Genomic DNA, 17445 nt, shown 5'->3' on the forward strand with positions numbered 1-17445 from the left:
AGTTTCGTGTACAATATTATCGATGATAAGGGATGGGGAGCTGCGGCTCCCTACCTATCAAATATAAAAAATAAACTGCATTTTTAGGAGGAACATTTTAAAATGGCAAAAGAAAAATTTGACCGTTCTAAACCCCACGTAAACATTGGTACGATCGGACACGTTGACCATGGTAAAACTACACTTACAGCTGCTATCACAACTGTATTATCTAAAAAAGGTTTGGCTCAAGCTTCAGCTTACGACCAAATCGATGGCGCTCCAGAAGAACGCGAACGCGGAATCACTATCTCAACTGCTCACGTTGAGTACGAAACTGAAGCACGTCACTATGCTCACGTTGACTGCCCAGGACACGCGGACTACGTTAAAAACATGATCACTGGTGCTGCTCAAATGGACGGCGCGATCTTAGTAGTATCTGCTGCTGATGGTCCTATGCCTCAAACACGTGAACACATCTTGTTATCACGTAACGTTGGTGTACCATACATCGTTGTTTTCTTAAACAAAATGGATATGGTTGATGACGAAGAATTACTAGAATTAGTTGAAATGGAAGTTCGTGACTTATTGTCAGAATATGACTTCCCAGGCGACGATGTTCCTGTAATCGCTGGTTCTGCTTTGAAAGCTCTTGAAGGCGATGCTTCATACGAAGAAAAAATCATGGAATTAATGGCTGCAGTTGACGAATACGTTCCAACTCCAGAACGTGACACTGACAAACCATTCATGATGCCAGTCGAAGACGTATTCTCAATCACTGGACGTGGTACTGTTGCTACAGGCCGTGTTGAACGTGGACAAGTTCGCGTTGGTGACGAAGTTGAAATCGTTGGTATTGCTGAAGAAACTGCTAAAACAACTGTAACTGGTGTTGAAATGTTCCGTAAATTGTTAGACTATGCTGAAGCAGGGGATAACATTGGTGCATTGCTACGTGGTGTTGCTCGTGAAGACATCCAACGTGGACAAGTATTGGCTAAAGCTGGTACAATCACACCTCATACAAAATTTAAAGCTGAAGTTTACGTTTTAACAAAAGAAGAAGGTGGACGTCACACTCCATTCTTCACTAACTACCGTCCTCAGTTCTACTTCCGTACAACTGACGTAACTGGTGTTGTTGAATTACCAGAAGGAACTGAAATGGTTATGCCTGGTGATAACGTAACAATCGACGTTGAATTGATCCACCCAATCGCTATCGAAGACGGAACTCGTTTCTCAATTCGTGAAGGCGGACGTACTGTTGGTTCAGGCGTTGTAACTTCAATCCAAGCTTAATTTGATTGATCGAAGAGCAAAAGCGTACGCGCTTTTGCTCTTTTTTTGACTTTTGTAGAAAAAAGCCGCTCTCTCTAGCGTTGATGAATCCGTTACGGTTCATCGAAGCTAAAGAGAGCGGTGCTTTTTATTTTATTAGATTTTGCTTCTTCAAGAAGGCGTCAAATCCTTGGTCAGGACGATTGCTGTAAAAGCCAGCGAATTTTTCTGACCATGGTTTGGTCTCGCGGGCTTCTCCAAAAGCAGTCATCGTTTGATCGTACGCTTCGATCGCCTCATAAGAATAGTCCTGATAATGGTTGTAATGAATGACCGCTTCTTCTGGCAAGCGAGGTTTGACCTTCATTTCTACGATTGGTTTACCGATGCTCAAGCCAGCCACAGGATAGACATATTCTGGTAAGTGCAACAATTCAGCGATTTTGGCGCTGTCTTTGCGGACACTGCCAGAAATGACGGTGCCTAAGCCCAGTGATTCAGCAGCGATCGCACCAGATTGCAAAGCGATGCTGGCATCAGTGGTGGCGATCAATAGTGGCTGATAGCCCTCATCGATTGGATAGGGAGTCTGTTTTTCGTCAGCAACTTTTTTGGTTCGATTTAAATCAGCTAAAAATAGCAGAAAGAGTGAACTTGCTGCGATATGAGGATTGCCAGTATTCCATTCGACCATTTGTTGGCGGATCTGCGGGTCGTCGATCACCAGGATCGAATAGGCTTGCCCATTCATCCAGCTTGGTGCTTGACGAGCGGCAGTCAAAATCGCGGTTACTTGTTCTTGGCTCAAGCGGTAGTCAGGGTCAAATTGTCGGTAAGTGCGATGATTGTGCAAAAGCTCAATGGTTTCGTTCATAGGTTTGCTCCTTTAACTGTTGGGTGATTTTTGTGAATCGTTCTTGAAATCGTGGTAAATCATCTTTGGCTAAGCGGGTATAGTTCAAACGCAAGCCATTCGTATCGTTACTGAAAAGAAACGCAGGTGCTACTAAGCAATCGTTCGCCAAAAAGAGCGACCAATCTTTGCGAGTCAATGTGCGGTGACGCCAAGTCAACCACAGGTAAAGACCGCCTTTCGTCGGCTGCCATTGCCAGTCCTCCTGAAATGCCTGCAAGAGTTGGAGTAGGTCTTGCTGGCGCTGGGCCATTTCTGTAAGCAGTGTCCGCTGCTGCTGGTGGTAATCAGAGGAGCGTAAGGCGATGTTGGCAAGGACTTGCGGGAAGATCGTGGTATCGATCGCCATCCGTTTTTTCGCTTGGGCAAATTGGTCGGCTAACGCTTCTGGCACCAAAAGCCAGCCGATTTTGATTGATGACCCAAGTAATTTTGAAAGCGAGCCTAAATAAATGACGGTTTCGGGAGCCATGGATTTTAGCTTGGGCGGTACTTCATCAAAAGCCAACTCGCTAAAAACATCATCCTCAATGATCGGTACTTGGTAGGTCTGGCAAAGGCGGATGATCGCTTGGCGCCGATGCTCGCTCATGGTGTGGCCAGTTGGGTTTTGGAAGGTGGGGTTCAGATAGACGAATTTGATCTTCTTTTCCTTCAACACTTTTTCCAATGCCGCAGGCCGCATCCCTTCACTATCTTGTTTGATCCCAATCAGCTGGACATTCATCGTGGAAAACAAGGGGAGAGAGAACAAGAAAGAAGGGTCCTCTGTCGCAATACAATCCCCCGCATGCAATAAGACTTGCATCAGCAAGGTGATTCCTTGCGTCGAACCGGCAGTAATTACTAGTTTTTGACCGCTGATGGGCAAATTGAAGGAATCAGCAAGGTGCTGCAATAAGATTTCTTGCAAAGGCTCATAACCCGTCGGTAATACTTTGGTGCTTTCTTTGCGGATCTCTTCCCATGTAAAGGCGGGAAACGTGAAGTCGGGAATCAGATCGGTAGGTAGATCACCTGTGTACAGATCCAGCACATCCTTCTCGGTGCGCAAGTGCTGAATCTGTTGAACGTAAGGGTCTTGCTGCAAGTAAGGGCTGCTTAAAGACGAGCGCAAATAAGAAAGCGGTGTTTGTCGGTTCCCCCAACGACCTTCCAATACGCGAGAGCCGCTGCCTTGTTTTCGTTCGATCCATCCTAAGCTCTTCAATTCATCTAACGCTTTGACGACGGTGGAACGGTTGACGTCAAAAGTCTGAGCAAGGCTGCGCTCTGGTGGTAAACGATCCCCAGGCCCATAGGTTCCCGCTTGGATCTCTTCGATAAAATGGGTCACGATCTGCTGGTAAATCGGTTGTTTCTTTTGTTTGTCGATACTTGATGAAGCCATCCTGCACCACCTTTTTCAATTGGATGGTTTAAAAATAAGCCAAATGGCTCTTTTCGTCAAGGGGAAGATTGACTATACTTAGCAAAAAGCACAAGGAGATGAGGAAGATGGAAAAAGTAATATCAATTGCCGGGTCTGATTCAACCGGAGGTGCCGGTATCGAAGCAGATTTAAAAACGTTTCAGGAGTATGGTGTCTTTGGTTTTGCCACGATTGCTTCGATCGTCACGATGGATCCACAAGCGGGTTGGAGCCATGAAGTAACGGCAATGGAACCAGCGCTTGTTGAAAAGCAATTGATCTCCGCCTTTGCAGGTGATCCGATGGATGCCCTTAAAACGGGGATGTTAGGCAATGAAGACAATATTGTGCAAGCAGGGAAGATGATTCAACAACAGCAAGTTAAAAATGTGGTGATCGATCCCGTCATTGCTTGCAAAGGGACTGCAGAAATCTTACAGCCAAAAAGTGTCGATGCCATCATCACGCATTTGTTGCCTTTAGCAGATGTTGTCACCCCTAATTTAGTAGAAGCGGGGATTCTTTCAGGTTTGGGTGATTTGACGAGTGTGGAAGCCATGAAGCAAGCTGCTGAAAAAATCCATCAATTAGGTGCTAAATACGTCGTGATCAAAGGCGGTCATCGCTTGCCAGGAGCAAAAGCCATCGACCTTGTTTATGATGGAGAATCCTTCCTCCTGTTGGAAAGTGACAAAATCGCTACCGATTTTAATCACGGAGCAGGCTGCACCTTTTCAGCAGCGATCGCTGCGGGTCTTGCAAAAGGCAAACCCGTCATGGAAAGTATTCGCTTAGCAAAAGCCTTTGTCACAGCAGCAATCAAAGAAGGCGTGGTCATCAATCCTTATGTGGGTCATGTGTGGCACGGTGCCTATACCCACGCCCAAGACCGTATGAAGGAAGAAGCGCCGCAATAGCAGGTTTTCTTCTATATAAATAGGAATTGAAGAAGCACTTAAAAGAAGCGGGCAACGCTTCTTTTTTTGTGTTTCGAAAACAAAAGAAAATTTTCTGAAAGAAATGCAAAAGAATCCCGGTTTTTCCATAAAAAAAGCTTGCAATCAATGTTTATCCGTAATATAATCATAAAGGTGCTGTTTACGTAAATACGTAAGTCACACTGGCAGCAAAGAAATTTTCTGCCGGCTACGAAACGAGAGGTTGCGACACGCCCGGACGCTTTGCCATGGACGAGCGTGACGGAAAATTTTCGTGGAGCTATGTCTACTTTTCAAAATAGGCGAAGGAGGGAAAACAATGGCAAAACAAAAAATTCGTATCCGTTTAAAAGCGTATGAACATCGTATTTTAGATCAATCAGCGGATAAAATCGTAGAAACTGCAAAGAGAACTGGAGCTGGCGTATCTGGTCCAATTCCATTACCAACTGAACGCAGCTTGTACACGATCATCCGTGCGACGCACAAATACAAAGATTCACGCGAACAATTCGAAATGCGTACACACAAACGTCTAATCGACATTGTGAATCCAACACCAAAAACTGTTGATGCTTTAATGAAGCTAGACTTGCCAAGCGGTGTTAATATCGAAATCAAACTATAATAATTAAGATGGAGGTGTAATCATGACCAAAGGAATCTTAGGGAAAAAAGTGGGAATGACTCAAATCTTCACTGAATCTGGCGAATTGATTCCAGTAACTGTAGTAGAAGCTACACCAAACGTAGTGCTACAAGTGAAAACAATCGAAAATGACGGCTACGAAGCAATTCAAGTCGGCTACCAAGATATGCGTGAAGTTTTGTCTAACAAACCTGCGAAAGGTCATGTTGCAAAAGCAAACACGGCTCCTAAGCGCTTCATTCGCGAATTCAAGAATGTAGAGCTAGAGGGCTTAGAAGTAGGATCAGAAATCAAAGTTGATATTTTTGAAGCAGGAGACATCATCGATGTAACCGGCACTTCGAAAGGTAAAGGATTCCAAGGCGTTATCAAACGTCACGGACAAAGCCGCGGACCAATGGCTCACGGTTCTCGTTATCACCGTCGTCCTGGATCAATGGGTCCAGTTGCACCTAACCGTGTATTTAAAAACAAACGTCTTGCTGGACGTATGGGCGGAAATCGCATCACGATCCAAAACTTGGAAATCGTACGCGTAGACGCAGAACGCAACGTTATCTTGATCAAAGGTAATGTACCTGGCGCGAAAAAATCATTGATTACAATCAAATCAGCTGTGAAAGCTAAATAAGTAGATAGGAAGAAAGGAGGAACTAAGGAATGCCGAATGTAGCATTATTCAAACAAGATGGAAGCCAAAATGGCGAAATTACATTGAACGAAGAAATCTTCGGAATCGAACCAAATGAATCAGTTGTCTATGATGCAATCATCATGCAACGCGCTTCATTAAGACAAGGAACACACGCTGTGAAAAACCGCAGTGCCGTTCGTGGCGGTGGCCGTAAACCATGGCGCCAAAAAGGAACTGGACGTGCCCGTCAAGGTTCAATCCGTTCACCACAATGGCGTGGAGGTGGCGTAGTCTTCGGACCAACACCACGTTCATACAGCTACAAACTTCCTAAAAAAGTTCGTCGCTTAGCAATGAAATCTGTATTGTCAGAAAAAGTTGCTTCAAATAACTTGGTAGCAGTAGAAGGATTAAGCTTTGATGCTCCAAAAACAAAAGAATTCAAACAAGTTTTAGCTAACTTGACAATTGACTCTAAAGTATTGGTAGTTTTAGAATCTGAAAACGACTTTGCCGCTTTATCTGCGCGCAACTTGCCAAAAGTTTCTGTAGTTACTGCTGATAACATTAGTGTGCTAGACATCGTTTCTAACGACAAAATGTTAGTGACACAAACTGCTCTTACTCAGATCGAGGAGGTGCTTGCATAATGAACTTACTAGACGTTATTAAACGCCCAGTGATCACTGAAAAATCAATGCTTGCCATGGATGACAAGAAATACACTTTTGAAGTGGACACAAAAGCTAACAAAACTTTAGTAAAACAAGCTGTAGAAGCTGCCTTTGACGGAGTGAAAGTGGCAAACGTGAACATCATCAACGTTCGTCCTAAATTCAAACGCATGGGTAAATATGCAGGATATACAAAAAAACGTCGCAAAGCTGTTGTGACTTTAACTGAAGATTCTAAAGAAATCCAAATTTTCGAAGCTGCTGAATAAGCAACTCACGCATAAATTTTACATGGGAGGGAAAAAGACGTGGCGATTAAAAAGTACAAACCTACCACGAACGGCCGTCGTAATATGACAAGTTCTGATTTCGCTGAAATCACAACTTCAACACCAGAAAAAACATTGTTAGCTCCTTTGAAAAACAATGCTGGTCGTAACAACAACGGACGTATCACGGTTCGTCATCAAGGTGGCGGTCACAAACGTCAATACCGTTTGATCGATTTCAAACGTAACAAAGACAACGTCGTTGCTACGGTTAAAACGATTGAATATGATCCAAACCGTTCTGCTAACATTGCGTTAGTACATTACGAGGATGGAGTAAAAGCATACATCTTAGCACCTAAAGGATTAGAAGTTGGCATGACTGTCGTTTCTGGTCCAGATGCAGATATTAAAGTAGGGAATGCATTACCACTAGAAAACATTCCAGTCGGTACTGTTATCCACAACATCGAAATGAAACCTGGTAAAGGTGGACAATTGATTCGTTCAGCTGGAACAAGTGCTCAAGTACTTGGTAAAGAAGGCAAATACGTATTGATCCGCTTGAACTCTGGTGAAGTACGGATGATCTTAGCATCATGTCGTGCAACAATCGGTTCTGTTGGTAATGAACAACACGAATTGATCAACATCGGTAAAGCCGGTCGTTCTCGTTGGATGCGCAAACGCCCAACTGTACGTGGTAGCGTAATGAACCCTAATGATCACCCACACGGTGGTGGTGAAGGTAAAGCACCAATCGGACGTAAAGCACCAGTTTCTCCTTGGGGACAACCAGCACTTGGCTACAAAACACGTAACAAAAAAGCAAAATCAGACAAACTTATCGTTCGTCGTCGTAAAACTAAGTAATATACTTGACCGTGTGTCGCACATTTTGAGAGGAGGTACACCATGGGTCGTAGTTTGAAAAAAGGACCTTTTGTCGATGACCATTTGATGAAAAAGGTCGAAGCACAAGAAGGCGCTGAAAAGAAAAAAGTGATCAAAACTTGGTCACGTCGTTCTACAATTTTCCCTAATTTTATCGGATTTACAATTGCTGTGTATGATGGACGGAAACATGTACCAGTTTACATCCAAGAAGACATGGTAGGACACAAATTAGGTGAATTTGCACCAACAAGAACTTATCGCGGACATGCTGCCGATGATAAGAAAACAAGACGCTAATTTTGAGGGGAGGATATCCAAAAATGGCAGAACAAATCACATCAGCGAAAGCAACTGCTAAAACAGTCCGCGTTTCTCCTCGTAAATCTCGTCTAGTTATTGACTTAATCAGAGGGAAAAGCGTTGCTGAAGCAATCGCGATCTTAAAGTTCACACCAAATAAAGCAGCTGGAATCATCGAGAAAGTCTTGATGTCAGCTATTGCCAATGCAGAAAATAATTTTGACTTAGATGTTGAAAACTTGATTGTTTCTGAAGCATTCGTAAACGAAGGACCAACGATGAAACGTTTCCGTCCACGTGCGAAAGGTTCAGCTTCACCGATCAACAAACGTACAAGTCATATTACTGTAGTCGTATCAGAAAAATAAGGAGGGACAATCAGTGGGTCAAAAAGTACATCCAATTGGAATGCGTGTAGGCATCATCCGTGACTGGGATGCTAAATGGTATGCTGAAAAAGAGTATGCTGAATTTCTACATGAAGATTTGAAAATCCGTAAATTTATCGCATCTAAACTTGCTGATGCCGCTGTGTCTACAGTTGAGATCGAGCGTGCAGCAAACCGCGTGAATATTTCAATCCACACAGCTAAACCAGGTATGGTTATCGGTAAAGGCGGATCTGAAGTCGAAAACCTAAGAAAAGAATTAAATAGCCTAACTGGCAAACGAGTTCACATCAACATCGTTGAAATCAAAAAACCAGATTTAGATGCTAAATTAGTAGGCGAAGGAATCGCACGTCAATTAGAAAACCGTGTTGCTTTCCGTCGTGCTCAAAAACAAGCGATCCAACGCACAATGCGTTCTGGCGCTAAAGGAATCAAAACACAAGTTTCTGGCCGTCTAAATGGTGCGGATATCGCTCGTTCAGAAGGTTACTCAGAAGGAACAGTTCCACTTCATACATTACGTGCGGACATTGATTACGCATGGGAAGAAGCAGATACAACATACGGAAAACTAGGAGTTAAAGTGTGGATTTATCGTGGAGAAGTTCTTCCAACTAAAAAGAACACTGAGAAAGGAGGGAAATAAACATGTTAGTACCTAAACGTGTAAAACACCGTCGTGAGTTCCGCGGAAAAATGCGTGGCGAAGCGAAAGGCGGAAAAGAAGTAGCATTCGGTGAATACGGCTTACAAGCTGTTGAATCACACTGGATCACAAACCGTCAAATCGAAGCTGCCCGTATCGCAATGACTCGTTATATGAAACGTGGCGGGAAAGTATGGATCAAAATTTTCCCTCACAAATCTTATACTGCCAAAGCTATCGGGGTACGTATGGGTTCTGGTAAAGGGGCTCCTGAAGGATGGGTATCACCAGTTAAACGTGGTAAAATCATGTTTGAAATTGCCGGTGTACCTGAAGAAGTTGCGCGCGAAGCGCTACGTCTTGCTTCTCACAAATTACCAGTGAAAACGAAGATCGTAAAACGTGAGGAAATGGGTGGTGAATCGAATGAAGGTTAAAGAAATCAGAGAATTAACCACTGCCGAAATGCTAGATCAAGAAAAACAATTGAAAGAAGAATTGTTCAATCTTAGATTCCAATTAGCAACAGGTCAATTAGAAAACACTGCACGTATCAAAGAAGTACGTAAATCGATTGCACGCATTAAAACAGTATTGCGTGAACAAGTTAAGTAATAGTGGAAGGAGGCCATTTAGCGTATGACTGAAGAAAGAAATCAACGCAAAGTTTACCAAGGTCGCGTGGTATCAGACAAAATGGATAAAACTATCTCTGTTGTCGTTGAAACAAAGAAAAACCACCCTATCTACGGCAAACGTCTGAACTATTCTAAGAAATACAAAGCACACGATGAAAACAACGAAGCAAAAGTTGGCGATATCGTGAAAATTATGGAAACTCGTCCATTATCAGCTACGAAACGTTTCCGTCTAGTAGAGATTGTTGAAAAGGCAGTGATTATCTAATCACACGAGATTTTCCTATATAGATTGTGAATTGCAAAATCTGAAAGGAGGATACACATCGTGATCCAAGCAGAAAGCCGATTAAGAGTGGCGGACAACTCAGGTGCCCGTGAAATTCTAACGATCAAAGTCCTTGGCGGATCTGGTCGTAAAACTGCCAATATTGGTGACGTGATTGTTGCTACGGTTAAACAAGCAACGCCAGGTGGGGTTGTCAAAAAAGGTGACGTCGTTAAAGCCGTTATCGTTCGTACTAAATCAGGAGCTCGTCGTACAGACGGTTCATACATCAAATTCGATGAAAATGCTGCGGTTATTATCCGTGACGATAAGAGCCCTCGTGGAACTCGTATCTTTGGCCCAGTTGCCCGCGAATTGCGTGAAGGCAACTTTATGAAGATCGTTTCCCTAGCACCAGAAGTATTGTAATAGTGATTCTTATCTAAAGGAGGTGCGAAACAAACATGTTTGTTAAAAAAGGCGATAAAGTTAAAGTTATCACTGGTAAAGACAAAAACAAAGAAGGCGTTGTGCTAGCAGCGTTTCCTAAAAATGACAAAGTCGTTGTTGAAGGTGTCAATGTTGTCAAAAAACACCAAAAACCTTCTCAAACTGCTCCTCAAGGCGGAATCGTTGAAATGGAAGCACCAATTCATGTTTCTAACGTGATGGTGGTTGATCCATCGAACGGTGAAGCTACGCGTGTCGGTTACAAAGAAGTTGACGGCAAAAAAGTCCGCGTTTCTAAGAAAACCGGAGAAGTTCTTGATAAATAATCTGATGAAGGAAGGAGGGGCTAACAGATGAACCGCCTTAAAGAAAAATATTCAAAAGAAGTTGTCCCATCATTAATGGACAAATTTAACTACAGCTCAATCATGGAAGCACCAAAAGTTGATAAAATCGTTATCAACATGGGTGTCGGTGACGCTGTTTCTAATGCTAAAAACTTAGACAAAGCTGTTGAAGAATTACAATTGATCTCAGGTCAAAAACCATTGATCACAAAAGCGAAAAAATCTATCGCAGGATTCCGTTTGCGTGAAGGAATGCCAATCGGTGCGAAAGTAACTCTACGCGGCGAAAGAATGTATGAATTCTTAGATAAACTAGTAAGTGTGTCATTGCCACGTGTCCGTGACTTCCACGGTGTGAGCAAAAAAGCGTTCGACGGACGCGGAAACTACACTTTAGGTATCAAAGAACAATTGATTTTCCCTGAAGTAGATTATGATTTGATCGACAAAGTACGTGGTATGGATATCGTGATTGTAACAACAGCAAACACAGATGAAGAATCTCGTGAATTGTTGACACAATTAGGCATGCCATTCCAAAAATAAAAAAAGGAGGCGAACTACGTGGCTAAAAAATCAATGATTGCTAAAAACAAACGCCCTGCTAAATTCTCAACGCAAGAATATACTCGTTGTGAACGTTGCGGACGTCCACATTCAGTTTATCGTAAATTTCATCTTTGCCGTATTTGCTTCCGCGAACTTGCCTATAAAGGACAAATTCCCGGCGTGAAGAAAGCTAGCTGGTAAACTATACTCGCATAAAGGAGGTAAATTATCCCATGGTCATGACAGATCCAATTGCAGATTTTCTAACGCGCGTGCGTAACGCAAACATGGTTAAACACGAAAGCCTAGAAGTACCTGCTTCAAAAATCAAACGTGATATCGCTGAAATCTTGAAACGTGAAGGTTTCGTCCGCGATGTTGAATACATTGAAGATGACAAACAAGGCGTGATCCGCGTATTTCTTAAATACGGTAAAAACGGTGAACGTGTTATCACAAACTTAAAACGTATCTCTAAACCAGGCTTGCGTGCTTATGTCAAAGCTGACGAAGTACCAAAAGTATTGAATGGTCTAGGAATCGCGATTATCTCAACTTCTGACGGTGTAATCACTGACAAAGAAGCTAGAGCAAAAAATGTTGGCGGCGAAGTAGTCGCTTATGTATGGTAATTTAAAATATTCCACAAGGAGGTGCCTCTAAGTGAGTCGTATCGGTAATAAGATCGTCGTTCTTCCTGCTGGTGTTGAAATCAAGCAAAACGGAAACGACATTACAGTTAAAGGACCTAAAGGTGAATTAACACGTACTTTCTCTTCTGATATCACAATGAATATCGAAGGAAACGAAGTAACATTCACTCGTCCAAATGATAGTAAAGAAATGAAAACTATCCACGGAACTACCCGTGCAAACTTCAACAACATGGTTGTTGGTGTTTCTGAAGGTTTCCAAAAAGCGTTAGAATTAATCGGGGTTGGGTACCGTGCTCAATTACAAGGGAAAAAACTTGTATTGAACGTTGGTTACTCTCATCCAGTTGAAATCGAAGCGCCAGCTGGAATCGAAATCGAAGTTCCTTCAAACACTTCTGTGATCGTTAAAGGATCAGATAAAGAAGTCGTTGGCGAATTGGCTGCCAATATCCGTGGCGTTCGTCCTCCAGAACCTTACAAAGGCAAAGGAATTCGTTATGTTGGCGAATTTGTACGCCGTAAAGAAGGTAAAACTGGTAAATAGTCGTAATTCTTTACGACTAGCAGCTTAGGCTAGCAAAATTAAAAGAGGTGACAAATTGTGATTACAAAACCAGATAAAAACAAGACACGTCAGAAAAGACATCGTCGTGTACGTAACAAAATCTCTGGTACTGCTGAGTGCCCACGCTTAAACGTGTTCCGTTCGAACAAAAACATCTACGCACAAGTAATTGATGACGTAGCGGGTGTGACGCTAGCAAGTGCCTCTGCCTTAGACAAAGAAGTTTCAGGTGCAACAAAAACTGAACAAGCACAAGCTGTCGGTAAATTAGTCGCAGAACGTGCAGCAGCAAAAGGTATTAAAGTAGTAGTCTTTGACCGTGGTGGATACCTTTACCATGGCCGTGTAGCAGCTTTAGCTGAAGCAGCTCGCGAAAATGGACTGGAATTTTAAGAGAAGGAGGAACACCATTCATGGTTTATATTGATCCAAAACATTTGGAATTAGAAGACCGCGTTGTTGCGATCAACCGTGTAACTAAAGTTGTTAAAGGTGGACGTCGTCTACGTTTTGCTGCATTAGTTGTTGTCGGTGACAAAAACGGACACGTAGGTTTCGGTACTGGTAAAGCGCAAGAAGTACCAGAAGCAATCCGTAAAGCAATCGAAGACGCGAAGAAAAACTTGGTGGAAGTACCAATGGTTGGTTCTACAATCCCTCACGAAGTTATCGGTGTATTCGGCGGCGGACGCATCCTTATGAAACCTGCTGTAGAAGGTTCTGGGGTAGCTGCTGGTGGACCAGTTCGTGCCGTATTGGAATTAGCTGGGGTAGCTGATATCACATCTAAATCTTTAGGTTCTAACACACCAATCAACGTTGTTCGCGCAACAGTTGAAGGTTTAAAACAATTAAAACGCGCTGAAGAAGTGGCAGCACTTCGCGGCAAATCAGTAGAAGAATTAATCGGTTAAGGAGGACACTATAATGGCTGAATTGAAAATTACTTTAAAACGCAGTATTATCGGACGTCCCCAAAACCAACGTGATACTGTAAAAGCGTTAGGTCTTACAAAGTTGAATTCAACAGTTGTAAAACCTGCTAATGATGCAATCAAAGGCATGGTTAACACTGTTTCTCACTTAGTGGACGTTGAAGAGGTCTAAGGATCAGCAGATCTAGTTTGATTAAGGAGGTGCCAAACCTATGAAACTTCATGAATTAAAACCATCAGAAGGCTCACGCCAAGTACGTAACCGTGTCGGACGAGGAACTTCATCTGGTAACGGTAAAACAGCTGGACGTGGACAAAAAGGTCAAAAAGCTCGTTCAGGCGGCGGAGTACGTCTAGGATTCGAAGGTGGACAAACACCATTGTTCCGTCGTTTACCAAAACGTGGCTTTACAAATGTGAACCGCAAAGAATATGCAGTCATCAATCTTGATGTCTTGAACCGCTTTGAAGACGGTGCTGAAGTAACACCTGTTGCTTTACACGAAGCTGGAATCGTCAAAGACGAAAAAGCTGGAATCAAAGTATTAGCTAACGGAGAATTAACGAAGAAATTGACTGTGAAAGCAGCTAAATTCTCAAAAGCAGCTGAAGAAGCTATCGTTGCTGCTGGTGGATCAATCGAGGTGATCTAATGATCAGACTATTGAAGGATGCCTTTAAGGTTAAGGATATTAGATCCAGAATATTGTTCACCGTCTTAATCTTGTTTGTCTTTCGTCTGGGAACACATATTACTGTGCCAGGCGTAGACGCAAGTCGCCTAAATACCATCGCGGATCTACCATTTTTAAACATGTTGAATTTGGTAAGTGGTGGCGCCATGCAACAATTTTCGATTTTCTCGATGGGGGTTTCGCCTTACATCACTGCCTCAATTGTCATTCAGTTGTTGCAGATGGATATCGTCCCTAAATTTGTTGAATGGTCGAAACAAGGTGAAGTGGGTCGTAAGAAATTAAATCAGGCAACACGTTACTTGACGTTGGTATTAGGCTTTGTCCAATCCATGACATTAACGGCTGGATTTAACTATTACACTCAACTCGGGTTTGTAAACAATCCTAATATGGCAACCTATATCGTGATCGGACTGATTTTAACAGCCGGAACGATGTTAGTCACTTGGTTAGGAGAGCAGATCACCGAGCGTGGTATCGGAAACGGTGTGTCAATGATCATCTTTGCGGGGATCATTTCACGCTTACCAGCAAGCATCAAAGAATTGATTGAAGATTACTTCATTAACGTGGATCAATCGGATATCTGGCTAAATGCTATCTTTATGGCGCTGCTTGTGATCGCTGTGTTGATCGTCATTACTTTAGTAACGTATGTTCAACAGGCAGAACGCAAGATTCCGATCCAATATACAAAACGGGTAGCAGGAGCGCCTACCAGCAGTTACCTTCCTTTGAAAGTAAATGCTGCCGGGGTTATCCCAGTTATCTTTGCCAGTTCTTTTATTACAACACCAAATGCGATCATTCAAGCATTAGGTAGTTCATATAGAGGAGAAACTTGGTACGAAGTGGTGCAAACGATCTTTAGTTACAACACTGTACCGGGTGCGATCATCTACACTGTCTTGATTGTTGCGTTTACCTTCTTCTACGCATTTGTTCAAGTGAACCCTGAGAAATTAGCGGAAAACTTGCAAAAACAAGGAAGTTACATTCCGAGTGTGCGTCCTGGTAAAGGAACAGAAGAATATGTATCGCGTTTGTTGATGCGATTAAGCACGGTTGGATCGATCTTTTTAGGATTGGTTGCTTTACTTCCAATCATCGCTCAGATGGCTTGGAATTTACCGCAATCGATCGGACTAGGTGGAACGAGTCTATTGATCATTATCGGTGTGGCACTTGATACTGCCAAGCAGTTAGAAGGGCTTATGCTGAAACGGAAATATACTGGTTTCATCAATTAAAGTTATTGAAGTGTTGAGGATTTCCTCAACACTATTCAAAAACTTACAGGAGGAATTAGAATGAACTTCATTTTAATGGGATTACCTGGTGCTGGAAAAGGTACTCAGGCAGAACGTATCGTTGCTGAATACGGTCTTCCTCATATTTCAACAGGCGATATGTTTCGGGCTGCGATGGCGAACGAAACAGAACTAGGCCTTAAAGCAAAATCATACATGGATCAAGGCGCATTAGTTCCTGATGAGGTTACAAATGGGATCGTTAAAGAACGTTTAGCTGAACCTGATACCGAGAAAGGTTTCTTATTAGATGGTTTTCCTCGTACTTTGGATCAAGCAAAAGCGTTAGATGAGATGCTAGCTGACCTTAACAAAAAACTTGATGCCGTTATTGATATTCATGTTCCTGAAGAAGTTCTTGTAGAACGTTTAGCCGGCCGCTTCATGTGCCGCAATTGTGGGGCAACTTATCATAAATTGTTCAATCCTCCCAAAGAGGAAGGAACATGTGATCGTTGTGGAAGTCATGACTTCTACCAGCGTGAAGATGATAAGCCTGAGACGGTCAAAAATCGTCTAGCTGTCAATATCAAAAGCAGTGAACCAATTTTGACTTATTACAAAGACAAAGGGTTATTGCAATCGATTGATGGGGATCGCGACATCGACGCTGTATTCGAAGATGTTCAAAAGATCATTGACTAATCATAGATTGCCCGAGTCCAACTTGCAGCTTAAAACTTTCTCTTGAAATCTTTGACAGGATATGATAGAATATGTCAGTCCGACTTCTACTTTTTATTAAGTAGGAGCATAGTTTGAGAATATCAGGTGGGAACCGAGTTTCCGCCATTTTATCGTGTGAAAATCACAAGTACAAGGAGGTACTGTGCGTGGCAAAAGAAGATATGATTGAAGTCGAAGGTACAGTCGTCGAAACTTTGCCGAATGCAATGTTTAAAGTAGAATTGGAAAACGGACACCAAGTTCTAGCGACCGTTTCTGGTAAGATTCGGATGCACTACATTCGTATTTTACCTGGAGACAAAGTAACGGTGGAATTATCCCCGTATGATCTGAACCGTGGCCGCATTACTTATCGCTTTAAATAATTGTACTCCGTAAAACCACAGGAGGTATTATCATGAAAGTAAGACCATCAGTAAAACCAATGTGCGAACATTGTAAAGTAATTCGTCGTAAAGGACGCGTTATGGTGATTTGCCCAGCAAATCCAAAACATAAACAACGTCAAGGATAATCGGAGGTGTAACAAATATGGCTCGTATTGCAGGAGTAGATATTCCTCGTGATAAACGTGTGGTCGTTTCACTTACTTATATCTATGGTATTGGTAACACGACTGCAAAACAAATTTTAGCTGACGCTGGCGTGTCTGAAGAAGTTCGTGTTCGTGATTTAACGAATGAACAAACAGATGCTATCCGTGCAGAAGTTGATAAATTAAAAGTTGAAGGTGACCTTCGTCGTGAAGTGAACTTAAACATCAAACGATTGATGGAAATCGGTTCTTACCGTGGGATCCGTCATCGCCGTGGATTGCCAGTTCGTGGACAAAATACGAAAAACAATGCACGTACTCGTAAAGGCCCGTCTAAAACAGTCGCAGGCAAGAAAAAATAATTCCTAAGTGAAGGAGGTTAAAACTTCATGGCAGCAAAAAAAGTGAGTCGTAAACGCCGTGTGAAAAAGAATATTGAAGCGGGTATTGCACATATTCACTCAACATTCAATAATACAATCGTAATGATCACTGATACTCATGGTAATGCATTAGCATGGTCATCAGCTGGTTCATTAGGTTTCAAAGGAAGCAAAAAATCTACTCCTTTTGCCGCTCAAATGGCAGCAGAAACAGCTACCAAAGCAGCAATGGAACACGGATTAAGAACTGTTGAAGTAACAGTTAAAGGACCTGGTTCTGGACGTGAAGCAGCAATTCGTTCATTACAAGCAGCAGGTTTGGAAGTGAGTGCGATCCGTGACGTGACTCCAGTCCCTCATAATGGATGCCGCCCTCCAAAACGCCGTCGTGTTTAATGAGTGCTGCTCATTTTGAGTGTAACAAATACGTCA

At 42.6% G+C, this 17445-nt stretch carries 31 protein-coding genes; 29 read left to right on the forward strand and 2 right to left on the reverse strand.

The features are described 5' to 3' along the window. The first annotated feature begins 102 nt into the window (after nucleotides 1-102). On the forward strand, nucleotides 103-1290 hold the full coding sequence (tuf, locus tag IGK63_RS01265) for an elongation factor Tu (RefSeq protein ID WP_005226902.1): 1188 nt from the start codon (nucleotides 103-105) through the stop codon (nucleotides 1288-1290). A gap of 127 nt (nucleotides 1291-1417) precedes the next feature. Here tuf and IGK63_RS01270 read toward each other — a convergent pair whose 3' ends face one another. Both IGK63_RS01270 and IGK63_RS01275 read right to left on the reverse strand, forming a co-directional pair. Beyond that, the gene (locus IGK63_RS01270; protein WP_005232539.1) at nucleotides 1418-2143 is read right to left on the reverse strand and encodes a nitroreductase family protein; all 726 of its coding nucleotides are present in this window, start codon (nucleotides 2141-2143) and stop codon (nucleotides 1418-1420) included. Continuing rightward, entirely contained in the window at nucleotides 2127-3572 is a 1446-nt protein-coding gene (locus IGK63_RS01275) for a PLP-dependent aminotransferase family protein (protein ID WP_016611501.1), read from the reverse strand. Before IGK63_RS01275 ends, IGK63_RS01270 begins: the two co-directional genes overlap by 17 nt. A 107-nt stretch (nucleotides 3573-3679) precedes the next feature. Between IGK63_RS01275 and thiD the strand changes: the two genes are divergently transcribed. From thiD to rpsK, 28 genes are all read left to right on the forward strand, one after another. Further along, nucleotides 3680-4510 carry a bifunctional hydroxymethylpyrimidine kinase/phosphomethylpyrimidine kinase gene (gene thiD, locus IGK63_RS01280; protein WP_034872079.1) on the forward strand — a complete coding sequence of 277 codons (831 nt, stop codon included), beginning with the start codon at nucleotides 3680-3682 and terminating at the stop codon, nucleotides 4508-4510. A gap of 340 nt (nucleotides 4511-4850) precedes the next feature. Further along, nucleotides 4851-5159: a 30S ribosomal protein S10 gene (gene rpsJ, locus IGK63_RS01285; protein ID WP_003127966.1), complete on the forward strand. Its 309-nt coding sequence runs from the start codon at nucleotides 4851-4853 to the stop codon at nucleotides 5157-5159. A gap of 22 nt (nucleotides 5160-5181) precedes the next feature. Continuing rightward, on the forward strand, nucleotides 5182-5811 hold the full coding sequence (rplC, locus tag IGK63_RS01290) for a 50S ribosomal protein L3 (protein WP_003127967.1): 630 nt from the start codon (nucleotides 5182-5184) through the stop codon (nucleotides 5809-5811). A gap of 29 nt (nucleotides 5812-5840) precedes the next feature. Next, nucleotides 5841-6464: a 50S ribosomal protein L4 gene (gene rplD / locus IGK63_RS01295; protein ID WP_005226910.1), complete on the forward strand. Its 624-nt coding sequence runs from the start codon at nucleotides 5841-5843 to the stop codon at nucleotides 6462-6464. Beyond that, nucleotides 6464-6757, forward strand: a complete 294-nt coding sequence (locus IGK63_RS01300) for a 50S ribosomal protein L23 (RefSeq protein WP_005226911.1) — start codon at nucleotides 6464-6466, stop codon at nucleotides 6755-6757. Before rplD ends, IGK63_RS01300 begins: the two co-directional genes overlap by 1 nt. Before the next feature lie 39 nt (nucleotides 6758-6796). Further along, complete coding sequence (gene rplB / locus IGK63_RS01305; protein ID WP_005226912.1) at nucleotides 6797-7630, forward strand: 50S ribosomal protein L2; 834 nt, start codon at nucleotides 6797-6799, stop codon at nucleotides 7628-7630. 42 nt (nucleotides 7631-7672) lie between these two features. After that, on the forward strand, nucleotides 7673-7951 hold the full coding sequence (rpsS, locus tag IGK63_RS01310) for a 30S ribosomal protein S19 (protein ID WP_005226914.1): 279 nt from the start codon (nucleotides 7673-7675) through the stop codon (nucleotides 7949-7951). A gap of 23 nt (nucleotides 7952-7974) precedes the next feature. Beyond that, entirely contained in the window at nucleotides 7975-8322 is a 348-nt protein-coding gene (rplV, locus tag IGK63_RS01315; protein ID WP_003127973.1) for a 50S ribosomal protein L22, read from the forward strand. A 13-nt stretch (nucleotides 8323-8335) separates the two neighbouring features. Continuing rightward, nucleotides 8336-8992 carry a 30S ribosomal protein S3 gene (rpsC, locus tag IGK63_RS01320; protein WP_005226916.1) on the forward strand — a complete coding sequence of 219 codons (657 nt, stop codon included), beginning with the start codon at nucleotides 8336-8338 and terminating at the stop codon, nucleotides 8990-8992. 2 nt (nucleotides 8993-8994) lie between these two features. After that, nucleotides 8995-9429: a 50S ribosomal protein L16 gene (gene rplP / locus IGK63_RS01325; RefSeq protein ID WP_005226918.1), complete on the forward strand. Its 435-nt coding sequence runs from the start codon at nucleotides 8995-8997 to the stop codon at nucleotides 9427-9429. Next, complete coding sequence (gene rpmC, locus IGK63_RS01330) at nucleotides 9419-9607, forward strand: 50S ribosomal protein L29 (RefSeq protein WP_005232529.1); 189 nt, start codon at nucleotides 9419-9421, stop codon at nucleotides 9605-9607. The genes rplP and rpmC overlap by 11 nt, the downstream gene beginning before the upstream one ends. 24 nt (nucleotides 9608-9631) lie before the next feature. Then, nucleotides 9632-9898, forward strand: a complete 267-nt coding sequence (gene rpsQ / locus IGK63_RS01335; RefSeq protein ID WP_005232528.1) for a 30S ribosomal protein S17 — start codon at nucleotides 9632-9634, stop codon at nucleotides 9896-9898. Between the two features lie 60 nt (nucleotides 9899-9958). Next, the gene (rplN, locus tag IGK63_RS01340) at nucleotides 9959-10327 is read left to right on the forward strand and encodes a 50S ribosomal protein L14 (protein ID WP_003128006.1); all 369 of its coding nucleotides are present in this window, start codon (nucleotides 9959-9961) and stop codon (nucleotides 10325-10327) included. Between the two features lie 35 nt (nucleotides 10328-10362). Further along, on the forward strand, nucleotides 10363-10674 hold the full coding sequence (rplX, locus tag IGK63_RS01345; protein WP_005232526.1) for a 50S ribosomal protein L24: 312 nt from the start codon (nucleotides 10363-10365) through the stop codon (nucleotides 10672-10674). A 27-nt stretch (nucleotides 10675-10701) separates the two neighbouring features. Continuing rightward, nucleotides 10702-11241: a 50S ribosomal protein L5 gene (gene rplE / locus IGK63_RS01350; protein WP_005227088.1), complete on the forward strand. Its 540-nt coding sequence runs from the start codon at nucleotides 10702-10704 to the stop codon at nucleotides 11239-11241. 18 nt (nucleotides 11242-11259) lie between these two features. Continuing rightward, nucleotides 11260-11445, forward strand: coding sequence for a type Z 30S ribosomal protein S14 (locus tag IGK63_RS01355; protein ID WP_003128010.1), 186 nt, complete (start codon nucleotides 11260-11262; stop codon nucleotides 11443-11445). Nucleotides 11446-11477: 32 nt separating this feature from the next. Then, nucleotides 11478-11876, forward strand: coding sequence for a 30S ribosomal protein S8 (rpsH, locus tag IGK63_RS01360; RefSeq protein WP_005227093.1), 399 nt, complete (start codon nucleotides 11478-11480; stop codon nucleotides 11874-11876). A gap of 31 nt (nucleotides 11877-11907) precedes the next feature. Further along, nucleotides 11908-12444, forward strand: coding sequence for a 50S ribosomal protein L6 (gene rplF / locus IGK63_RS01365; RefSeq protein ID WP_005227095.1), 537 nt, complete (start codon nucleotides 11908-11910; stop codon nucleotides 12442-12444). Nucleotides 12445-12501: 57 nt separating this feature from the next. Beyond that, nucleotides 12502-12858 (forward strand): 50S ribosomal protein L18, encoded by a 357-nt coding sequence (gene rplR / locus IGK63_RS01370; protein ID WP_005227097.1) that lies wholly within the window; start codon nucleotides 12502-12504, stop codon nucleotides 12856-12858. 20 nt (nucleotides 12859-12878) lie between these two features. Continuing rightward, nucleotides 12879-13379: a 30S ribosomal protein S5 gene (rpsE, locus tag IGK63_RS01375; RefSeq protein ID WP_003128014.1), complete on the forward strand. Its 501-nt coding sequence runs from the start codon at nucleotides 12879-12881 to the stop codon at nucleotides 13377-13379. Between the two features lie 13 nt (nucleotides 13380-13392). Next, nucleotides 13393-13572: a 50S ribosomal protein L30 gene (rpmD, locus tag IGK63_RS01380; RefSeq protein ID WP_003128015.1), complete on the forward strand. Its 180-nt coding sequence runs from the start codon at nucleotides 13393-13395 to the stop codon at nucleotides 13570-13572. A gap of 40 nt (nucleotides 13573-13612) precedes the next feature. Beyond that, on the forward strand, nucleotides 13613-14053 hold the full coding sequence (rplO, locus tag IGK63_RS01385) for a 50S ribosomal protein L15 (protein WP_003128016.1): 441 nt from the start codon (nucleotides 13613-13615) through the stop codon (nucleotides 14051-14053). Further along, entirely contained in the window at nucleotides 14053-15348 is a 1296-nt protein-coding gene (secY, locus tag IGK63_RS01390; RefSeq protein WP_005227099.1) for a preprotein translocase subunit SecY, read from the forward strand. Before rplO ends, secY begins: the two co-directional genes overlap by 1 nt. Before the next feature lie 60 nt (nucleotides 15349-15408). Next, entirely contained in the window at nucleotides 15409-16053 is a 645-nt protein-coding gene (locus IGK63_RS01395) for an adenylate kinase (RefSeq protein WP_005227100.1), read from the forward strand. 188 nt (nucleotides 16054-16241) lie between these two features. Beyond that, the gene (gene infA, locus IGK63_RS01400) at nucleotides 16242-16460 is read left to right on the forward strand and encodes a translation initiation factor IF-1 (protein WP_002288695.1); all 219 of its coding nucleotides are present in this window, start codon (nucleotides 16242-16244) and stop codon (nucleotides 16458-16460) included. Nucleotides 16461-16492: 32 nt separating this feature from the next. Then, on the forward strand, nucleotides 16493-16609 hold the full coding sequence (gene rpmJ, locus IGK63_RS01405; protein WP_002288710.1) for a 50S ribosomal protein L36: 117 nt from the start codon (nucleotides 16493-16495) through the stop codon (nucleotides 16607-16609). Between the two features lie 17 nt (nucleotides 16610-16626). Continuing rightward, nucleotides 16627-16992 (forward strand): 30S ribosomal protein S13, encoded by a 366-nt coding sequence (gene rpsM / locus IGK63_RS01410; RefSeq protein ID WP_005227102.1) that lies wholly within the window; start codon nucleotides 16627-16629, stop codon nucleotides 16990-16992. Nucleotides 16993-17019: 27 nt separating this feature from the next. Then, nucleotides 17020-17409, forward strand: coding sequence for a 30S ribosomal protein S11 (rpsK, locus tag IGK63_RS01415; protein WP_005227104.1), 390 nt, complete (start codon nucleotides 17020-17022; stop codon nucleotides 17407-17409). The last annotated feature ends 36 nt before the right edge of the window (nucleotides 17410-17445 follow it).

The sequence above is a fragment of the Enterococcus sp. AZ040 genome (genome assembly GCF_050499185.1).
GTDB lineage: Bacteria > Bacillota > Bacilli > Lactobacillales > Enterococcaceae > Enterococcus_D > Enterococcus_D entomosocium.

Bases quoted from the DNA above. Each gene is read 5' to 3' on its own strand.
- tuf (WP_005226902.1), top strand. From the start codon at position 103: ATGGCAAAAGAAAAATTTGACCGTTCTAAACCCCACGTAAACATTGGT.
- IGK63_RS01270 (WP_005232539.1), bottom strand. From the start codon at position 2,143: ATGAACGAAACCATTGAGCTTTTGCACAATCATCGCACTTACCGACAA.
- IGK63_RS01275 (WP_016611501.1), bottom strand. From the start codon at position 3,572: ATGGCTTCATCAAGTATCGACAAACAAAAGAAACAACCGATTTACCAG.
- thiD (WP_034872079.1), top strand. From the start codon at position 3,680: ATGGAAAAAGTAATATCAATTGCCGGGTCTGATTCAACCGGAGGTGCC.
- rpsJ (WP_003127966.1), top strand. From the start codon at position 4,851: ATGGCAAAACAAAAAATTCGTATCCGTTTAAAAGCGTATGAACATCGT.
- rplC (WP_003127967.1), top strand. From the start codon at position 5,182: ATGACCAAAGGAATCTTAGGGAAAAAAGTGGGAATGACTCAAATCTTC.
- rplD (WP_005226910.1), top strand. From the start codon at position 5,841: ATGCCGAATGTAGCATTATTCAAACAAGATGGAAGCCAAAATGGCGAA.
- IGK63_RS01300 (WP_005226911.1), top strand. From the start codon at position 6,464: ATGAACTTACTAGACGTTATTAAACGCCCAGTGATCACTGAAAAATCA.
- rpsS (WP_005226914.1), top strand. From the start codon at position 7,673: ATGGGTCGTAGTTTGAAAAAAGGACCTTTTGTCGATGACCATTTGATG.
- rplV (WP_003127973.1), top strand. From the start codon at position 7,975: ATGGCAGAACAAATCACATCAGCGAAAGCAACTGCTAAAACAGTCCGC.
- rplP (WP_005226918.1), top strand. From the start codon at position 8,995: ATGTTAGTACCTAAACGTGTAAAACACCGTCGTGAGTTCCGCGGAAAA.
- rpmC (WP_005232529.1), top strand. From the start codon at position 9,419: ATGAAGGTTAAAGAAATCAGAGAATTAACCACTGCCGAAATGCTAGAT.
- rpsQ (WP_005232528.1), top strand. From the start codon at position 9,632: ATGACTGAAGAAAGAAATCAACGCAAAGTTTACCAAGGTCGCGTGGTA.
- rplX (WP_005232526.1), top strand. From the start codon at position 10,363: ATGTTTGTTAAAAAAGGCGATAAAGTTAAAGTTATCACTGGTAAAGAC.
- rplE (WP_005227088.1), top strand. From the start codon at position 10,702: ATGAACCGCCTTAAAGAAAAATATTCAAAAGAAGTTGTCCCATCATTA.
- rpsH (WP_005227093.1), top strand. From the start codon at position 11,478: ATGGTCATGACAGATCCAATTGCAGATTTTCTAACGCGCGTGCGTAAC.
- rpsE (WP_003128014.1), top strand. From the start codon at position 12,879: ATGGTTTATATTGATCCAAAACATTTGGAATTAGAAGACCGCGTTGTT.
- rpmD (WP_003128015.1), top strand. From the start codon at position 13,393: ATGGCTGAATTGAAAATTACTTTAAAACGCAGTATTATCGGACGTCCC.
- rplO (WP_003128016.1), top strand. From the start codon at position 13,613: ATGAAACTTCATGAATTAAAACCATCAGAAGGCTCACGCCAAGTACGT.
- secY (WP_005227099.1), top strand. From the start codon at position 14,053: ATGATCAGACTATTGAAGGATGCCTTTAAGGTTAAGGATATTAGATCC.
- IGK63_RS01395 (WP_005227100.1), top strand. From the start codon at position 15,409: ATGAACTTCATTTTAATGGGATTACCTGGTGCTGGAAAAGGTACTCAG.
- rpmJ (WP_002288710.1), top strand. From the start codon at position 16,493: ATGAAAGTAAGACCATCAGTAAAACCAATGTGCGAACATTGTAAAGTA.
- rpsM (WP_005227102.1), top strand. From the start codon at position 16,627: ATGGCTCGTATTGCAGGAGTAGATATTCCTCGTGATAAACGTGTGGTC.
- rpsK (WP_005227104.1), top strand. From the start codon at position 17,020: ATGGCAGCAAAAAAAGTGAGTCGTAAACGCCGTGTGAAAAAGAATATT.